The organism is Agrobacterium sp. NPDC090283, from assembly GCF_044769685.1.
Classification (GTDB): Bacteria; Pseudomonadota; Alphaproteobacteria; order Rhizobiales; family Rhizobiaceae; genus Agrobacterium.
The window spans coordinates 1-17,356 of sequence record NZ_JBIVYG010000025.1; the positions used below are offsets into that span (position 1 = coordinate 1).

Sequence of the window (17,356 nt, forward strand, 5' to 3'; positions counted from 1 at the left end):
CACTCTAAGCAGTCAAATAATCATCCGCCTCAAAGCCATAAGCCCCGAAACCAACAAGCAAGCAGCTCATCTTCCTGATTTATTTAGAACGAAAGTCTTCGTCGCCAGCAGCGCCGCCGCCCTCGTTCAGTGAGCGGACTTATAAGAGAACCACCCCGAACAAGTCAACAGCCCAAATTCGAAAAATATACGAAATTCGACAAGTGGCTGAAATTTATGGTCTATTTCATTTTTTAGCGATTGCTGCCCCTATGCGTCCCGATAACCGCGGCGGTTTTACACAGGAGAAGGGCGGGCGGACCCGCAGGACGCGGATCGCGCCTTCTTTTAGCCCGGTTCCTCACTAATTGCTTTGTCAACGAAGCGTTAACACGGGGCCTGTCTGCGGACGGCCTTATATAGCGCGCTGCAATGTATCTGCCCGGTGCGTCGATGATTTGACTCCCGGCTTTGAAAGTTGCACACCTTCGCCTGAAGTTTCTGGAGAGCGCATGACCGACGGGGCACAGCCAGTATGACTGCGGATCGCAACGTGATCCGGTCGCTAGGCACGGAACCGCCAATTCTGGCGGAAGGGCGCCGTGCACCCGATCGTCGCGAAATTTCGCTCCGATGGCTGTCCGGCACGTTCCTGACCGGCATTACCTCTTCCATATTGATGGGGGTTGCGCTGTTTGCCGCTCTCGACGGCCGCCAGCAGCTTGCCATTCCCGCCGAAGCCTTCGCCAAGGCGGATATGGGCAACAATGCCACGGAAGCCGCCCGCCGCGGCAAGCGCCTCGTCGCACCCAATATCGCGGCCCGGCCATCCGACCGGTCGATCATGGAAGTTTCCACCGTCATCAATGAAGGTGACAAGGAAGTCGTTCGCAAGGTCCCCTTCTCGCATGTCAAGATTCCGCTGGCGTCGAATTATGCCAAGCAGGACGACTATCCCGCCTTCGACCCCCTGAATATCTTTGCGAGCAATGACGACAAGGACGCTCCCGCTCCGGCGGCGAGCCGCACCGGAACGATCTATGGCTCCGAAGTGGAATCCGAAGTCAGCCTGAAAACCGTGGCTTTCCCCGTCCAGCATTCCAAATATGCCTTTGCCGGCTCCCTGAGCTTCGATGAGGTCGAGGAAGCCGTCCGTTCCAACGGCTCGATCCTGACTGACGGTAACGAGCAGGTTGCGGCGCTTTATTACATCGACCCGCGCCGTTTCGATAATGATGACGGCGATGTCGACATTACCGCCGGCCTTGCCGCCCGCGTTGTCGAACAGAACATGTCGGTTTCGACCCCGCAGTCAGCCTCGGTGCCCGTCAAGGAATATGCCGACGACGTGATCCCGGCCCGCCAGACCGAGACCATCGAAGCCGCCCTCTTCGGCGCGGGCTATTCGAAGGCACAATCGTCGGAGATCGCCGGGCTGCTTTCACCGCAAATCCAGTCGAACGATGTCGAGAGCGGCGACGTGCTGCGCGTCGGCATTATTCAGGAAGACGAGAAAAGCGACATTGTCCGCGTGAGCCTTTATCGCAAGGGCCGCCACATGGTCACCATGGCCATTGATGACAGCAAACGTTTCATCAAGGCCAGCGAACCGCCGAAGCTCGATGCCGTGGCGACCGCCTTCGACAGCACCCCGGCCCCTGCCGCCGGTCGCGATCTGCCGAGCGTTTATGACGGGGTCTACCGTGCGGCTTTGGCCTATGGCATGAACCAGAGCATGGTTTCCCAGCTCATCAAGCTTCTGGCCAGCAGCGTCGATTTTCAGGCGCAGCTCAAGCCGGCGGATACGCTGGAAGCCTTTTTCTCCGTGGAAGACGCGGATGGCAAGGCGACGGACAAGTCGGAACTGCTCTACGTCAATGCCAAATTCGGCGACAACGAGACGCGTTTTTACCGCTTCCAGAACCCGGACGACAACAGCATCGATTATTTCGACGAGAATGGCAAAAGTATCCGGCAGTTCCTCTTGCGCAACCCCGTTCCGAACGGTCGCATGACCTCAGGTTTCGGCATGCGCCGCCATCCGGTTTTGAAGTTCAGCCGCATGCATACCGGCACCGACTGGGCCGCCGCCCGCGGCACGCCGATCATCGCGACGGGCAACGGCACTGTCGAAAAGGCCGGATGGGCCTCCGGTTACGGCAACCAGACGCTGATCCGCCATGCCAACGGCTATGTCTCCTCCTATAACCACCAGAGCGCCATCGCCAAGGGCGTCACCGAAGGTTCCAAGGTCCGGCAGGGTCAGGTCATCGGTTATGTGGGATCGACAGGTCTTTCAACCGGCGCGCATCTGCATTACGAGCTGATCGTCAACGGCACCAAGGTGGATGCGATGAAGGTACGCCTGCCGGGCGGCAAGTCGCTTTCCGGCGAGGCGCTGGCGCGTTTCTCCGATGAGAGAAAACGCATCGACAATCTGCTGAATATCGACGAAAAGCCCAATCAGGTGGCGAGCCGCTGATCTACGGGAAGACCCGAACGACAATCCCCGCCATGTGAAAAGGGCTCCGTTTCCGGAGCCCTTTCATTTTAGGCCGCATCGGCCGTTTCAGCTTCGGCCTCACCCTTGGCGGGCTTGACCTTGAACAGCAGCCGGTCGGTGCCCGAGGTCACCTTGACCCGCGATCCATCGGGGATTTCACCGCCGAGGATCATTTCGGCGAGCCGGTCCTGAACCGATTTCTGGATCACCCGCTTCAGCGGACGCGCGCCGTAAGCCGGATCGTAACCCTTGTTGGCGAGCCAGTTGCGGGCATCCTCATCCAGCTCCAGCGTGATCTTGCGATCGGCCAGAAGCGAGACGAGGCGCTTCAGCTGGATCTCGACGATGGCCCCCATTTCGTCGCGCCGCAGGCGGTGGAACAGGATGATATCGTCGATACGGTTGAGGAATTCCGGACGGAAATGCGACCGGACCCGCTCCATTACCAGATCACGAACCGAATCCACGTCATCATTGTCGCCCATCTGCGTCATGAATTCCGAACCGAGGTTCGAGGTCATGATGATGATGGTGTTCTTGAAATCGACGGTGCGGCCCTGGCCATCCGTGAGGCGGCCATCATCCAGCACCTGCAGCAGGACGTTGAACACATCCGGATGCGCCTTTTCGATCTCGTCAAACAATACGACCTGATAGGGCCGGCGGCGAACCGCTTCCGTAAGCGCACCGCCCTCCTCGTAGCCGACGTAGCCGGGAGGCGCGCCGATCAGCCGGGCAACGGAGTGTTTCTCCATATATTCCGACATGTCGAGCCGAACCATCGCGGTTTCGTCGTCGAACAGGAACCGGGCGAGCGACTTGGTCAGCTCGGTCTTGCCCACGCCCGTCGGGCCAAGGAAGATGAACGAACCGATCGGCCGGTTGGGATCCTGCAGGCCGGCGCGCGAGCGGCGAACCGCCTTGGACACGGCCTGAACGGCCTCACCCTGCCCGACAACGGACTTGGCAAGCTCGTCTTCCATGCGCAGCAGCTTTTCGCGCTGGCCTTCCAGCATCTTGTCGACCGGAATGCCCGTCCAGCGCGATACGACATGGGCGATATTATCCGCCGTCACCACTTCCTGCACCATCGAGCCGGCACCGCTGCTATCACGGGCTTCCGCCGCAGCCAGTTCCTTTTCGAGGCCGGGAATGATGCCATAGGTCAGCTCGCCGGCGCGCTGGAATTGACCATTGCGCTGGGCAATCGCCAGTTCGTTACGGGCTTCGTCCAGCCGCTTCTTGAGGTCGGCGGCATGGCCGAGCTTCTGCTTTTCCGCCTGCCAGCGGGCCGTCAGCGCATCTGCCTTTTCTTCGGTGTCAGCCAGCTCGTCCTCGAGCTTCTTGAGGCGGTCGACGGAAGACTGGTCCGTTTCCTGCTTCAGGGCTTCGCGCTCGATCTTCAACTGAATGATGCGGCGATCCAGTTCGTCCAGTTCTTCCGGCTTGGAATCCACCTGCATGCGAAGACGCGAAGCGGCCTCGTCCATCAGGTCGATTGCCTTGTCCGGCAGAAACCGGTCGGTGATGTAGCGGTTGGAAAGCGTCGCAGCCGCAACCAGGGCCGAATCCGAGATGCGGACCTTGTGGTGCTGTTCGTATTTTTCCTTCAGGCCGCGCAGGATCGAGATGGTGTCTTCGACGGTCGGTTCATCCACCAGTACGGGCTGGAAACGGCGGGCAAGGGCCGGATCCTTCTCCACATGCTTGCGATATTCATCGAGCGTGGTGGCGCCAACGCAGTGCAGCTCACCGCGGGCAAGCGCAGGTTTGAGCAGATTGGACGCATCCATTGCGCCATCGGCCTTGCCGGCGCCGACCAGCGTGTGCATTTCGTCAATGAACAGGATGATGCCGCCATTTTCGGCCTGCACTTCATTAAGCACGGCCTTCAGGCGCTCTTCGAACTCACCGCGATATTTCGCGCCGGCGATCAGCGCGCCCATGTCGAGCGCCATCAGCTTCTTGTCCTTCAGGCTCTCAGGCACATCGCCATTGACGATGCGCAGCGCAAGCCCTTCGGCAATCGCCGTTTTACCGACGCCGGGTTCACCGATCAGCACGGGATTGTTCTTGGTGCGGCGCGACAGAACCTGAATGGTGCGACGGATTTCGTCGTCACGGCCGATGACAGGGTCAAGCTTGCCTTCACGGGCCTCTTCCGTCAGGTCACGCGCAAACTTCTTCAGCGCGTCAAAACCCTGTTCGGCATTGGCACTGTCAGCCGTGCGGCCCTTGCGGATATCGTTGATGACCTGGTTGAGCGCCTGCGCCGTTGCACCCGCCTTTTTCAGGGAAGCCGAGGTGGTGGCGGAACTTTCAATCGCAAGCGCCTGCAAAAGGCGCTCGACAGTGACGAAACTGTCGCCAGCCTTCTTGGCAAGATCTTCAGCAGTGGAGAAAACCTTGGCGAGCGGCGCCGTCAGCGAAAGGCCGCCATTGCCGCCGGAAACCTTGGGCAATTTTGCAAGGGCTGCGTCATTGGCGAGACGCGCTTCCTTGGCGTCGCCGCCCGCACGCTCGATCAGCGACGCGGCCATTCCCTGCTCGTCGTCAAGCAGAACTTTCAGAACATGTTCGGGCGAAAACTGCTGATGGTTTTCGGCAAGCGCAAAGGTTTGCGCCGATTGCAGGAAACCGCGAACGCGTTCGGAGTATTTTTCAATATTCATAGTCGAACCTCCATAGACCGGCCCGCCCGCTTTCGGCACGGATCCGGGTGTTAGGGTTGAGGCTCCCTCAAAGGCAAGCCCCGCTACGACAGCCGTGTTTTAAGGATTTCACGATTGCCGCCTCTTGATGGCCGGTTGCCGGCGAATGCGGCTTCCGTCCTTCCTGCACGAATATGGGAGGCATTTTCATGGGTTTAAAGGGGCGGAATTCCGCTGTTCGGGAAATTTTCGCCTGACATGACAGGCATCAATTCCGCCCTTCGATCACGCCCGGGACGCCCGGTCTGTTTCACACCCATCGCCGAAAAACAAAAAACTCCGGCGAACCGGAGTTTTTCAATAGCGGGGCTGATTTGCAGACGCTGCTTATTCAGCGGCATTCTCAAGCGTGGCAGCTGGGGCCTCTTCACCGGCCGGCGCATCTTCGCCTTCGGCACCTTCCGCAGCGGCGGTGCGGCGCGGACGGCGCTGGCGCGGACCGGTTGCCCGGCGCGCCTTGGGTGCGCGTTCGGCAGGAGCTTCCGCCTGTTGCTGCTCTTCCTCGACGGCCACTTCCATGGGCGTGCCTTCGATGACGGGCTGCGGCGCCTGGCTGGCGTCATAGACCGGCGGCTGCTGTTCGGCGGCCACCTGCGGCTGGCGCGGCTGGCGCTCCTGCCGCTCGCGGCGGTCGGGACGCTCACGGCGTTCCTGGCGCTGCTCGTTCCGCTCAGTGCGTTCCTGGCGTTCCGGCTGCTGCGCGCGCTCGACCTGTTCGGCCTGCTGCTGCGGTGCAACGACGTTGTCGTCGCCGTCATTCATATCCATTTCGTCGCCATCGGCGGCATTGTACTCGCCACGGTCGTCGCGCTGGAAACGTTCCTGCATCTGGGCCTGGGCCGAAGCGATGATACGGTTATAATGTTCAGCGTGCTGCAGGTAGTTCTCAGCGATCACGCGGTCGCCGGAACTCTGCGCGTCGCGCGCCAGAGCCGCGTATTTTTCCGCTATATGCTGGGCTGTGCCACGGATTTTAACATCGGGGCCGGAACTGTCATAAGTCCTGGTGAGCGGATTGCCGCCCTTGCGGTTGAAGTTGTTATTGTTACCGCCACCATTGTTATTGTTGTTGTTTCCACGCCCCCGGCCGCGCTTGTTTTGCTGTCCTGGCCTCATCAATTGCTCACCTGAATTCTGTTTTGCTGACAATCTGGTTGTTTTCATGCAATTCCGGGCGGAAAACCGCTGGAAATTTTTCCTGAAATTGCTCCATCACGCGTCTTGCCGAAGATAACCCCAGGGCAAGACCTCGCGTATGACGACCGGCTGCGCAAATGCTGCACCGAGCCGCCTGCGAACAAAGTTTACTGATTCACATGCCGGAAACGCCCAGCCTTTCAGGGCTCTCAAAAGAACCCGCTTCGGGACTGACCCATACCCTGACGAATCTCAGTTCGTCCTCAGCCACCCGGCATGTGGCCGCAAACTATCCCGCTTCCTGCGGAAATCCAAGCCTTTTCTTTTGCTGTGCAAAATATCCTTGCAAAAAATCCGCAGACATATCGCGAACAACTATCTCCGGAAGGTCAAAACTCTGTCGTTACCGCCATAATCCTTCACGGCATCCAGAAGAGAGAAACCGTGGGCAGCAAATATAGCGGAAACATCAAGCCTTTGATCGAAACCGATCTCCACACCGACAATCCCGTTTTCCACAAGAAAGCGGCCCGCGTCGGCAGCGATGAGGCGGTACGGTGCAAGGCCGTCCTGACCTCCGTCCAGCGCAGCCATCGGATCGTGATTACGAACCTCTTGGTCGAGCGTTGCGACGATATCAGTCTTTATATAGGGCGGATTCGACACAATTATGTCAAAGCGGCCAGAGATTTTTTCAAACCAGTTACTGCGAATGGTTTCGAAGCGTGAAGCAAGACCATTTCGGGCGGCATTTCTGGCCGCCGTTTCCAGTGCGTCCGCGGAAATATCACTGCCGATGCCGGATGCCTGCGCACATTCCTTTAAAAGCGCCAGACAGATCGCACCCGTTCCCGTGCCCAAATCCAGAATGCGGGCGCTACCCTTTCGGGAAACCGTCTCTTTTAACGCCGGCAACAGCGTATCGACGAGAACTTCCGTGTCCGGCCGGGGTTCGAGCGTCTCCTTCGACAAAAGAAGATCGAGACCATGAAACTCCCGGTGACCGAGAATGCGATGAACGGGTTCACCGCTGGCCCGACGTTCGATCATGGCGACAATACGGGCGTTTTCTTCCGAGGTGACCGGCCGCTCAGACTTCATCACGAAATCGGTCAATGAAAAATCGACGACTTCCGCAATCAGCAGCCGTGCATCGAGAAGCGGATCATCGATCCCGGCTGCCTGCAGCCTTTTGCGAGCGGCGGCAAGCGCACTCGCGACACTTGCTTCAGCCCCCGCGCTCAAAGCTGCTCGCCAAGCTGTGCCAGCTGGCCGGCCTGATAATCGGCGATCAGCGCATCCACAAGCTCGTCGATCTCGCCTTCGATCATGCGATCCAGCTTGTAAAGCGTGAGATTGATACGGTGATCGGTGACACGGCCCTGCGGAAAATTATAGGTGCGGATACGCTCGGAACGATCGCCGGAACCGACCTGGCTCTTGCGGTCGGCCGAACGTTCGCTCTCCACCTTCTGCCGCTCGATGTCATAAAGACGCGAACGCAGGACCTGCATGGCCTTGGCGCGGTTCTGGTGCTGCGATTTTTCCGAGCTCGTGACGATAAGGCCCGTTGGAAGATGGGTGATGCGAACGGCAGAGTCGGTGGTGTTGACGTGCTGGCCGCCGGCACCCGAAGCGCGCATCGTATCGATGCGGATGTCTTCCGGGCGGATTTCGACATCGATATCTTCCGCTTCCGGAAGCACTGCGACGGTTGCGGCAGAGGTGTGGATGCGACCGCTCGCTTCCGTCTCCGGCACACGCTGCACCCGGTGAACGCCGGATTCGAATTTCAGCTTGGAGAACACCCCTCGCCCGCTGATTGTGGCGATGATTTCCTTGTAGCCACCCGCTTCACCTTCGCTGGCAGAGAGCACTTCCACCTTCCAGCCCTTGGTCGAAGCGAAACGCTCATACATGCGGAACAGATCGCCGGCGAACAATGCCGCCTCGGAACCGCCGGTGCCGGCGCGGATTTCAAGGATCGCGCTTTTTTCGTCCGCCGCATCCTTGGGAAGCAAGAGGACCTGCATGTCCTTCTCAAGCTCTTCGATACGGCTCTCGATGTCCGGCAGCTCCATTTCCGCCAGATCGCGCATGTCCTTGTCGGTGGTTTTATCGGCAAGCAGCGCTTCCAGATCGGCGGCCTCGGAAACCGCCTTTTCGTAGTCGCGAATTTTCTTCACCACGGGCTCGAGTTCGGAATATTCCGAAGCGAGCTTCACATAGACATCCGCTGCCGGGCCGGCCGACATGCGCGCTTCGATCTCGCCGAAACGTCTTTCCAACTCGTGCATTTTTTCGACGGGAAGCTTCGCCACCAGTCACTCCAATAATGAAACAGGTCTTTTTAAATGGGAATGGAATGCGTCGCGGCAAAGCGTAACAACACCTCGCGCGCGCTTTCCAGCGAATTGTGATCGTCCAGCGCCGCGTTCAGATCTTCGGCAAGCTTTGTGGCATCGAGCCCGAGCAGCATGGCCTTGACCGGACCGATTGCCGTCGGCGACATGGAAACAGAACGGAAGCCGAGACCAATCAAAGCCATGGCCGAAAGCGGCTTGCTCGCCATTTCGCCGCACAGCGTAACGGAAGTATGGTGCCTTTCGCCGGCGCGCACGATATCGCGCAGAATGCGCAGAAACGGCTTGCCGAGAGTGTCGAAACGATCCGAAACCCGGGCATTGCCGCGATCGACCGCCATCGAGAACTGGAACAGGTCGTTCGAGCCGACGGAGACGAAATCCACCTCCTGCATCAGCTCATCGAGCTGCCACATGAGGGATGGCACTTCCAGCATCGCGCCGAATTGCAGCTTTTTCGGCAGCGCATGGCTGAATTTCGAAAGATGCTGCACTTCTTTCTGCAACAGGTCGCGCGCGGCGCGGATTTCGGACACTTCCGTCACCATCGGCAACATCATGCGCAACTCAGCACCGGAGGCGGCGCGCAAAAGCGCGCGCATCTGCGTGCGCATCAGGCCCGGCCGGTCAAGCGACAGGCGGATCGCCCGCCAGCCGAGCGCCGGGTTTTCCTCTTCCTGGCCGCGCATATAAGAAACGACCTTGTCGCCGCCGATATCCAGTGTGCGGAAGGTAACGCTCTTGCCCTTGGCCTGGCGCAGAACGGAGCGGTAGAAAGCCTCCTGCTCCTCGCCCTTCGGCATGTTGGAGGCGATCATGAATTGCAGCTCGGTGCGGAACAGGCCGATACCATCGGCGCCGGATTCCTCCAGCTGCGGCAGGTCGACCAGCAGGCCGGCATTCATCTTCAGATTGACCTTCTGGCCATCCTTGGTGATCGGCTCGACATTGCGCAGCGCGCGGAACTGCTCCTGCCGCCGGGCACGCAGCCGCACCTTTTCTTCATAAGCGTGTTGCAGATCCGACATCGGGCGCAGATGCACCTGACCGTCATCGCCATCGATGATGATCGGATCGTTGTTTTCCGCCAGCGCGACGATGCCGGCCGCTTGGCCGATGATCGGAATACCCATGGCGCGCGCCACGATAACGACATGGCTCGTCACCGCGCCGTCTTCGAGCACCAGACCTCGCAGTTTTTCACGCGGGTAATCGAGCAGTTCGGCAGCACCCATGGCGCGGGCAAGCACGATGGCGTCGAGCGGGAAATCCTGCTCCGGCCCACGACCGCCAAAACCGATCAGCTGGCGCAGCAGCCGGTTGGCGAGATCGTCGAAATCATGCATGCGTTCGCGCAGATAAGGATCGGTCAGGCGCATCATGCGCGCCTTGGTGTCGCTCTGCACCTTCTCGACCGCCGCTTCCGCCGTCAGGCCGTTACGGATCGCCTCTTCCATGCGCCGCACCCAGCCCTGATCGTGGGCGAACATGCGGTAGGTTTCCAGAACCTCGCGGTGCTCACCCTCGGTCGGGACATCGCGGCGCTGCAACATGTCGTCAATCGACAGGCGCAGAGACCCGATGGCGTCGGCAAGACGGCGGATTTCCGTATCCGCATCCTCGTTCAGAAGATTGGTGACGACGATTCGCGGATCATGCAGCACGACATGGCCAAGGCCGATGCCTTCGCCATAACCGTCGCCATCGATGGAAACGGCGCGCGTCAGATCAAGCTCCACGCCGGGGCGCGTGATCTTCTTCAACTCGCCGCTCGCCACTATTTCGGCAATGAGCATCGCGGTTGTCTCAAGCGCTTCCACTTCATCCTCCCGGTATGTTCGGCTGGCCTTGTTCTGGACCACAAGAACGCCAAGAGTGCGACCGGAACGCAAAATCGGCACGCCGAGGAAGGAATGATAAATTTCCTCACCGGTTTCAGGAAGATAGCGGAATGCGGGATGCGCCTGCGCATCGGAAAGATTGAGCGGCTGGGCCGAAGCGGCGATGGTGCCGACAAGACCTTGCCCCATTTTCAGCTGGGCAAGATGCACGGCATCCTTGTTCAGACCTTCGGTCGCGTAAAGTTCCAGCACGCTGTCGGAACGCAGCACGTATACAGAGCAAACCTCCGCCACCATGTTGCTGGCAATCTGACGGACGATCTGGTCCAGACGCTCCTGCGGTTCAAGGTGCTCCGCCATCATTTCGCGCAGCCGCTTGAGCAGGACGCGCGGACCTGCGGAAAGGTCTCTCATCGCGTTTGCTCCCCGACGCTTCCGATCCGAATGTCATAATATTCGAGAATCAAAACGTCATTTAAAAATTTATAGCGCGAGAAGCGCGTCCCGCAAGGGACACGCTTTCATGAAACGCCACATCGGAAGAACGCAACTCCGAAGAATCGGAGCATCGGGAACCGATGTCTCGGCTTAGCTCTTATCGAGGCCGTAAGCGGAATGCAAAGTGCGAACCGCAAGTTCAGCATAGGCGCCGTCGATCAGGATCGAAATCTTGATCTCTGACGTGGTGATCGCCTTGATGTTGATGTTCTTCTCGGCCAGTGCCTTGAAGGCGCTGGCGGCAACGCCGGCGTGGCTGCGCATGCCGATGCCGATGACCGAAACCTTGGCAAGACCCGTCTCGTTCTGCGCGACGTCGAAGCCGATCTGGGCCTTGTTGTCGTCGAGAACCTTGAGCGCCTTGGCAACGTCGCCCGAAGGAACCGTAAAGGTCATGTCCGTGCGCGAACCGTCTTCGGAGATGTTCTGCACGATCATGTCGACATTGATATGCGCTTCAGCGAGCGGTCCGAAGATCGCGGCGGAAACGCCCGGACGGTCGGCCACGCGACGCAGCGAGATCTGTGCTTCATCCTTGGCATAGGCGATGCCGGTTACGACTTCCTGTTCCACGATTTCATCCTCGTCACAAATCAAAGTACCGGGCGGGTTGATGAGGTCGCCCATGCCCGGCGCATCGGGATCCTCGAAACTGGAGCGAACGAAGGTGCGCACCTTGTGTACCATGGCAAGCTCGACCGAGCGAACCTGCAGAACCTTCGCGCCGAGAGAAGCCATTTCGAGCATTTCCTCGAAGGCGATCTTCTTCATGCGGCGAGCCTTCGGCTCGATGCGCGGATCGGTCGTGTAGACGCCATCGACATCCGTATAAATGTCGCAACGATCCGCCTTGACAGCGGCGGCGATGGCGACGGCCGAGGTGTCCGAACCGCCGCGGCCGAGCGTCGCGATGCGATTATCCGGGCCGATGCCCTGGAAACCGGCAACCACGGCAACCTGTCCCTCGCCCATGCGGTGGACGATATCCGAACCGTCGATTTCGAGAATGCGGGCGGCGCCATGCGCATTGTCGGTGCGGATCGGGATCTGCCAGCCCTGCCAGGAGCGCGCATTGATGCCCATGGATTGCAGCGTGATCGCCAGAAGACCCGAGGTCACCTGTTCGCCGGATGCGACGACCGCGTCATATTCGCGCGCGTCGAAAAACGAGGCGGCGTTGGCGCCGGCCACTTTCGCGGCGTTCTGCACCCAGTCCACCAGCTCATTGGTTTTGCCGGACATGGCGGAAACGACCACGGCCACTTCATGGCCGGCATCCACTTCGCGTTTCACATGCCGTGCGACATTGTGAATGCGTTCGAGGTTCGCGACGGACGTGCCGCCGAATTTCATGACAATGCGAGCCATAGCCTTGACCAGTACCATCCCATTTTCCCGCCGGCTCGTTCAAAGAGCGGACGGACAAGAACAAACCCAGTCGGCCCTTCCTGACAAAGAGCCTCAAGTTGCGGGTCTCTTAGCGAAAAGGCGGGGGGCACGCAATGCCGTTTATGAACCATGCGGTACGCCTTTTTATGGAGTGGCGGCACGCAACAATGGCAGGAGGAAACGTCGGCGGCATAAAGTACCCGTAAAAGAGCGTACCGCAGTGCACTGTACAAACCGGCCCATTCGCAGTATGAGCGCGGCAATGCAACCGGCCAGATGGCCGAAATGGCCCGTATCGGCTGCCCCGGAGACTTTAGGATCTATTGGTTTCGGGCGGATGCGGGCAGCTTCATATCCGAAAGACGGTAGATGACAGACACCCAGGGTATCGCCCCGGCGATCGCGCAGGCGTTGGAAAAACGCGGCTACAAAGACTTGACCCCCGTGCAGCAGGCCATGCTTGCGCCGGAGCTTGCCGACAAGGACGCGCTGGTTTCCGCGCAGACCGGCTCCGGCAAGACGGTCGCCTTCGGCATCGCGCTCGCGACCACGCTGCTGCGTGAAAACACCCGTTTCGGTCAGGCCTCTGCACCTCTGGCCCTTGCCATTGCCCCCACACGCGAACTGGCCATGCAGGTCAAGCGCGAGCTGGAATGGCTTTATGAGTTTGCCGGCGTTTCCATTGCTTCCTGCGTCGGCGGCATGGATATCCGCAATGAGCGCCGAGCGCTGGAGCGCGGCGCTCATATTGTCGTCGGCACGCCCGGCCGTCTCTGCGACCACATCAAGCGCAACGCGCTCGATCTGTCGTCGATCCGCGCTGTTGTGCTTGACGAAGCCGACGAGATGCTCGACCTCGGCTTCCGCGAAGATCTGGAATTCATTCTGGAGGAATCGCCAGAGGATCGCCGCACGCTGATGTTCTCCGCCACCGTGCCGCGCAGCATCGCCAAGCTGGCCGAAAGCTACCAGAAGAACGCCGTACGCATCGCCACCGCTTCCGAACAGAAGCAGCATGTGGATATCGAATATCGCGCCATGCTGGTGACCCCGGCCGACCGTGAAAACGCCATCATCAATGCGCTGCGTTTTTACGAGGCCCGCAACGCCATCGTCTTCTGCTCCACCCGTGCGGCGGTGAACCATCTGACGGCACGCCTGAACAATCGCGGCTTCGCCGTCGTTGCTCTCTCCGGCGAACTCACCCAGAACGAGCGCACCCATGCGCTGCAGGCCATGCGCGACGGCCGCGCCCGTGTCTGCGTGGCGACCGACGTCGCCGCCCGCGGTATCGACCTGCCGGGTCTCGAACTCGTCATCCATGCCGACCTGCCGACCAATTCCGAAACGCTTCTGCACCGCTCCGGCCGTACCGGCCGCGCCGGGCAGAAGGGCGTCAGCGCCATCGTCGTGCCGGTCAACCAGCGCCGCAAGGCCGAACGCCTGCTGGAAGGCGCCAAGGTCAGCCCGGCATGGGTTCACCCGCCTTCCGCCGAAGAGATCGTTGAGCGCGACGGCGCCCGGCTTCTGGCCGATCCGTCGCTCACCGAGGCCGTGGCCGAGGACGAGCGCGATTTCGTCACCAAGCTGCTCGAACAGCATGGCGCCGAAAAGGTCGCCGCCGCCTTTGTGCGCCTCTACCATGCCGGACGTTCCGCGCCGGAAGACATCACCGAAGTGTCGCTCGACAACAGCCGCAAGCCGCGCCGCGACAGTTTCGAGACGGTCGAAAACAACGCCCCGCGCCGCGAACGCTCCGATTTTGCCGACAGCGCCTGGTTTTCGCTGTCCGTCGGCCGCAAGCAGAGCGCCGAACCGCGCTGGCTTATCCCCATGCTCTGCCGTTTCGGCAAGATCACCCGCCAGGATATCGGCGCGATCCGCATGCAGCAGACGGAAACCTTCGTGGAACTGGCGGCCGATGCCGTCGACCGTTTCACCTCGGCCATCGGCAAGGACATGACGCTCGAAAAGGGCATTCGCCTGAAGGCGCTGGAAGGCAAGCCGGAAATGACCGGCGGCTTCCGCGAAGACACGCGCCCGGCCAAGGCTCAGCGGAAATTCAGCAAGACGGACAATGCGAGCGGCCCCCGCGATGACCGCAAGGGCGACGACAAGCCCTGGAAGAAGAAAAAGCCCTTCGGCGACAAGCCGAAATACGAGGGCAAGAAGGACAAGCCCTTCGAGAAGCGTGGACCGAAGCCGACGAAGGGCTGAGGACCACTCTTCACAAGCCTCGGCAATTTCGGCTCCCGTTCATCTGAAACTTGAGACCGGCAGCAAGGTTTCTGCCGTCATGCCGGCCTTTGAGCCGGCATCCAGCCACGGCGCGTCTGCGCCGTGAGAAGACTCTCCCGCGATCAAGGACTTGATCGCGCTGGACCCCGGACTAAATCCGGGGTGACGGTAAGGATGCTACGAACTCGCCAAAACTATTAGGGTCGGTAGACGTCGCCACCAACAAAAAAGCCCCGCTTTCGCGGGGCTTTCTGTTTAACGCAATCACAACGCCTGCAATCAGAACTCCAGCGCGCGATCGCCGTTTTCGTCCTTGATGCGGTTCGGAAGACCGATCTTGTTCAGGATGTTCAGGAACGGCTTCGGCGGCAGCTCTTCCACATTGGCCATCTGCTTCACATCCCATTCGCCGGTGGCGATGAGCATGGCAGCGGCGACCGGCGGAACGCCGGCGGTGTAGGAAATGCCCTGCGAGCCGACTTCTTCGTAAGCTTCCTTATGGTCGGCCACGTTGTAGATGAAGACTTCGCGTTCCTTGCCGTCCTTGATACCCTTGACGATATCGCCGATGCAGGTCTTGCCGACGTAATCGGGCGCCAGCGAAGACGGATCGGGCAGCACGGCCTTGACCACCTTCAGCGGCACGACTTCGAGACCTTCAGCCGTCCTGACCGGCTTTTCGGACAGGAGGCCGAGATTCTTCAACACGGTGAAGACGTTGATATAGTGATCGCCGAAGCCCATCCAGAAGCGCACATCGGCGCCGTCCATGTTCTTGGACAGCGAATGTACTTCGTCATGGCCGGTCATATAGGCCTTCTGCTTGCCGACGACCGGCAGATCGAATTCCTGGCCGACTTCGAACATCTGGTTCGTCTGCCACTCACCCTTCTGCCAGGAATAAACGACGCCGGTGAATTCGCGGAAGTTGATTTCCGGGTCGAAGTTGGTCGAGAACCAGCGGCCGTGGCTGCCGGCATTGATATCGACGATATCGACCGAGGTGACCTTGTCGAAATAGTCATCCTTGGCGAGACGCGCATAGGCGTTCACCACGCCCGGATCGAAACCGACGCCGAGAATGGCGGTAACGCCCTTTTCCTTGCACTCTTCCGCGCGCTTCCATTCGTAGTTTCCGTACCACGGCGGCGCTTCGCAGATCTTGGTCGGATCCTCGTGGATCGCCGTATCCATATAGGCAACACCCGTGTCCATGCAGGCACGAAGAACGGACATGTTGACGAAAGCCGAACCGACATTGATGACGATTTCCACGCCGGTTTTTTTGATCAAGGCTTTCGTCGCCTCGATATCCATCGCGTCAAGCGCATGGGCCTCAAGTTTCACATCTGTCTTGAGGCTCTTCTTTTCGCGTACGGACTCGACAATCTTGCGGCACTTTTCCAAAGTCCGTGACGCAATATGAATGTCTCCCAATACATCGCTGTTCTGGGCGCATTTATGCGCCACGACCTGTGCTACGCCACCGGCGCCGATGATCAGAACGTTCTTCTTCATTTCAGGTGATGCCTCCTTTTCCCCGCAGGGATGAGCTTCGTTTCATGTTAAAAACAGGGTTTAAGACAGGCTTTGCTCGAAATCGGCAAAGTCGAATTCACGAACGGCGCGCACGCTGCCGTCGAGTTCCTTGATGGCAATCGTCGGCATCTTCACGCCGTTGAACCAGTTCTTCTTGACCATGGTGTAACCGGCCGCGTCCTGGAAGGAGATGCGGTCGCCGACCTTCAGCGCCGTGTCAAAGCGGAAATCGCCGAAAATATCGCCCGCGAGGCAGGACTTGCCGCAGACCATATAGGGATGCTCGCCCTCATTCGGCGACACCTTGGCGGTTTCGCGGTAGATCAGGAGATCGAGCATATGCGCTTCGATGGAGCTGTCGACGATGGCGAGGTTCTTGCCGTTGAACAACGTGTCGAGAACCGTCACTTCCAGCGTCGTGCTCTTGGTGATCGAGGCTTCGCCCGGCTCCAGATAGACCTGCACGCCGTATTTTTCCGAGAACGCCCGGAGACGGTCGCAGAACTGGTCGAGCGGATAATTCTCGCCCGTGAAGTGGATGCCGCCGCCGAGGCTCACCCATTCCGCACGCGACAGCAGCGATCCGAATTTCTCCTCGATCTGCGTCAACATCCTGTCGAACAGGGAAAAATCGCTGTTTTCGCAATTATTGTGGATCATGAATCCGGAAATGCGGTCCATGACCTTGTCGACCTTGGCGACATCCCATTCGCCCAGCCGGCTGAAGGGGCGCGCAGGATCGGCAAGATCGAAGCTCGAGGAACTGACCTGCGGATTGAGGCGCAGACCGCGGGTAATACCGGAGGCCTTGTCGGCGAAACGTTCGAGCTGGCCGATGGAATTGAAGATGATCTTGTCGGCATTCGCAATCACCTCGTCGATTTCGTAATCGGCATAGGCAACGGAATAGGCATGGGTCTCACCGCCGAATTTCTCGCGGCCGAGACGCACCTCATAAAGCGAGGACGAGGTGGTGCCATCCATATATTGCGACATGAAATCGAACACCGACCATGTGGCGAAGCACTTCAGCGCCAAGAGCGCCTTGGCGCCGGATTTTTCCCGCACATAGGCAATCTTCTCCATGTTGCGAAGAAGTTTTGTCTTGTCGATGAGGTAATAGGGCGTCTGGAGCATGTCGTTTCACATATTGATTGA

10 protein-coding genes are annotated in these 17,356 nt (G+C 59.5%); 2 read left to right on the plus strand and 8 right to left on the minus strand.

Annotated elements, in window-relative coordinates:
* Window positions 1-514: 514 nt before the first annotated feature.
* Window positions 515-2,461, plus strand: a complete 1,947-nt coding sequence (locus ACIQUH_RS25245; RefSeq protein ID WP_400820338.1) for a M23 family metallopeptidase — start codon at window positions 515-517, stop codon at window positions 2,459-2,461.
* A gap of 68 nt (window positions 2,462-2,529) precedes the next feature.
* On the opposite strand, the gene clpB is transcribed toward ACIQUH_RS25245, so the two are convergent.
* From clpB to ACIQUH_RS25275, 6 genes are all read right to left on the minus strand, one after another.
* Window positions 2,530-5,154: an ATP-dependent chaperone ClpB gene (gene clpB, locus ACIQUH_RS25250; RefSeq protein ID WP_400820341.1), complete on the minus strand. Its 2,625-nt coding sequence runs from the start codon at window positions 5,152-5,154 to the stop codon at window positions 2,530-2,532.
* A gap of 366 nt (window positions 5,155-5,520) precedes the next feature.
* Window positions 5,521-6,309, minus strand: a complete 789-nt coding sequence (locus tag ACIQUH_RS25255; protein WP_400820343.1) for a DUF4167 domain-containing protein — start codon at window positions 6,307-6,309, stop codon at window positions 5,521-5,523.
* A gap of 396 nt (window positions 6,310-6,705) precedes the next feature.
* Window positions 6,706-7,575 carry a peptide chain release factor N(5)-glutamine methyltransferase gene (prmC, locus tag ACIQUH_RS25260; RefSeq protein WP_400820345.1) on the minus strand — a complete coding sequence of 290 codons (870 nt, stop codon included), beginning with the start codon at window positions 7,573-7,575 and terminating at the stop codon, window positions 6,706-6,708.
* The gene (gene prfA / locus ACIQUH_RS25265; protein WP_400820348.1) at window positions 7,572-8,651 is read right to left on the minus strand and encodes a peptide chain release factor 1; all 1,080 of its coding nucleotides are present in this window, start codon (window positions 8,649-8,651) and stop codon (window positions 7,572-7,574) included. The genes prmC and prfA overlap by 4 nt, the downstream gene beginning before the upstream one ends.
* 29 nt (window positions 8,652-8,680) lie before the next feature.
* Window positions 8,681-10,948, minus strand: a complete 2,268-nt coding sequence (gene ptsP / locus ACIQUH_RS25270; RefSeq protein WP_400820351.1) for a phosphoenolpyruvate--protein phosphotransferase — start codon at window positions 10,946-10,948, stop codon at window positions 8,681-8,683.
* 174 nt (window positions 10,949-11,122) lie between these two features.
* A complete protein-coding gene (locus ACIQUH_RS25275) occupies window positions 11,123-12,400 on the minus strand; it encodes an aspartate kinase (RefSeq protein WP_400820446.1) in 1,278 nt (425 codons plus the stop codon).
* A 390-nt stretch (window positions 12,401-12,790) separates the two neighbouring features.
* On the opposite strand from ACIQUH_RS25275, the gene ACIQUH_RS25280 reads away from it, so the two are divergent.
* Window positions 12,791-14,638: a DEAD/DEAH box helicase gene (locus ACIQUH_RS25280; protein ID WP_400820354.1), complete on the plus strand. Its 1,848-nt coding sequence runs from the start codon at window positions 12,791-12,793 to the stop codon at window positions 14,636-14,638.
* A 300-nt stretch (window positions 14,639-14,938) separates the two neighbouring features.
* Here ACIQUH_RS25280 and ACIQUH_RS25285 read toward each other — a convergent pair whose 3' ends face one another.
* Together ACIQUH_RS25285 and nspC are read right to left on the minus strand one after the other, a co-directional pair.
* Window positions 14,939-16,177 carry a saccharopine dehydrogenase family protein gene (locus tag ACIQUH_RS25285; RefSeq protein ID WP_400820356.1) on the minus strand — a complete coding sequence of 413 codons (1,239 nt, stop codon included), beginning with the start codon at window positions 16,175-16,177 and terminating at the stop codon, window positions 14,939-14,941.
* Window positions 16,178-16,237: 60 nt separating this feature from the next.
* Complete coding sequence (nspC, locus tag ACIQUH_RS25290) at window positions 16,238-17,335, minus strand: carboxynorspermidine decarboxylase (protein WP_400820358.1); 1,098 nt, start codon at window positions 17,333-17,335, stop codon at window positions 16,238-16,240.
* Window positions 17,336-17,356: the final 21 nt, after the last annotated feature.

Bases quoted from the DNA above. Each gene is read 5' to 3' on its own strand.
- nspC (WP_400820358.1), bottom strand. From the start codon at position 17,335: ATGCTCCAGACGCCCTATTACCTCATCGACAAGACAAAACTTCTTCGC.
- ACIQUH_RS25245 (WP_400820338.1), top strand. From the start codon at position 515: ATGACTGCGGATCGCAACGTGATCCGGTCGCTAGGCACGGAACCGCCA.
- ptsP (WP_400820351.1), bottom strand. From the start codon at position 10,948: ATGAGAGACCTTTCCGCAGGTCCGCGCGTCCTGCTCAAGCGGCTGCGC.
- clpB (WP_400820341.1), bottom strand. From the start codon at position 5,154: ATGAATATTGAAAAATACTCCGAACGCGTTCGCGGTTTCCTGCAATCG.
- ACIQUH_RS25285 (WP_400820356.1), bottom strand. From the start codon at position 16,177: ATGAAGAAGAACGTTCTGATCATCGGCGCCGGTGGCGTAGCACAGGTC.
- ACIQUH_RS25275 (WP_400820446.1), bottom strand. From the start codon at position 12,400: ATGGCTCGCATTGTCATGAAATTCGGCGGCACGTCCGTCGCGAACCTC.
- ACIQUH_RS25280 (WP_400820354.1), top strand. From the start codon at position 12,791: ATGACAGACACCCAGGGTATCGCCCCGGCGATCGCGCAGGCGTTGGAA.
- ACIQUH_RS25255 (WP_400820343.1), bottom strand. From the start codon at position 6,309: ATGAGGCCAGGACAGCAAAACAAGCGCGGCCGGGGGCGTGGAAACAAC.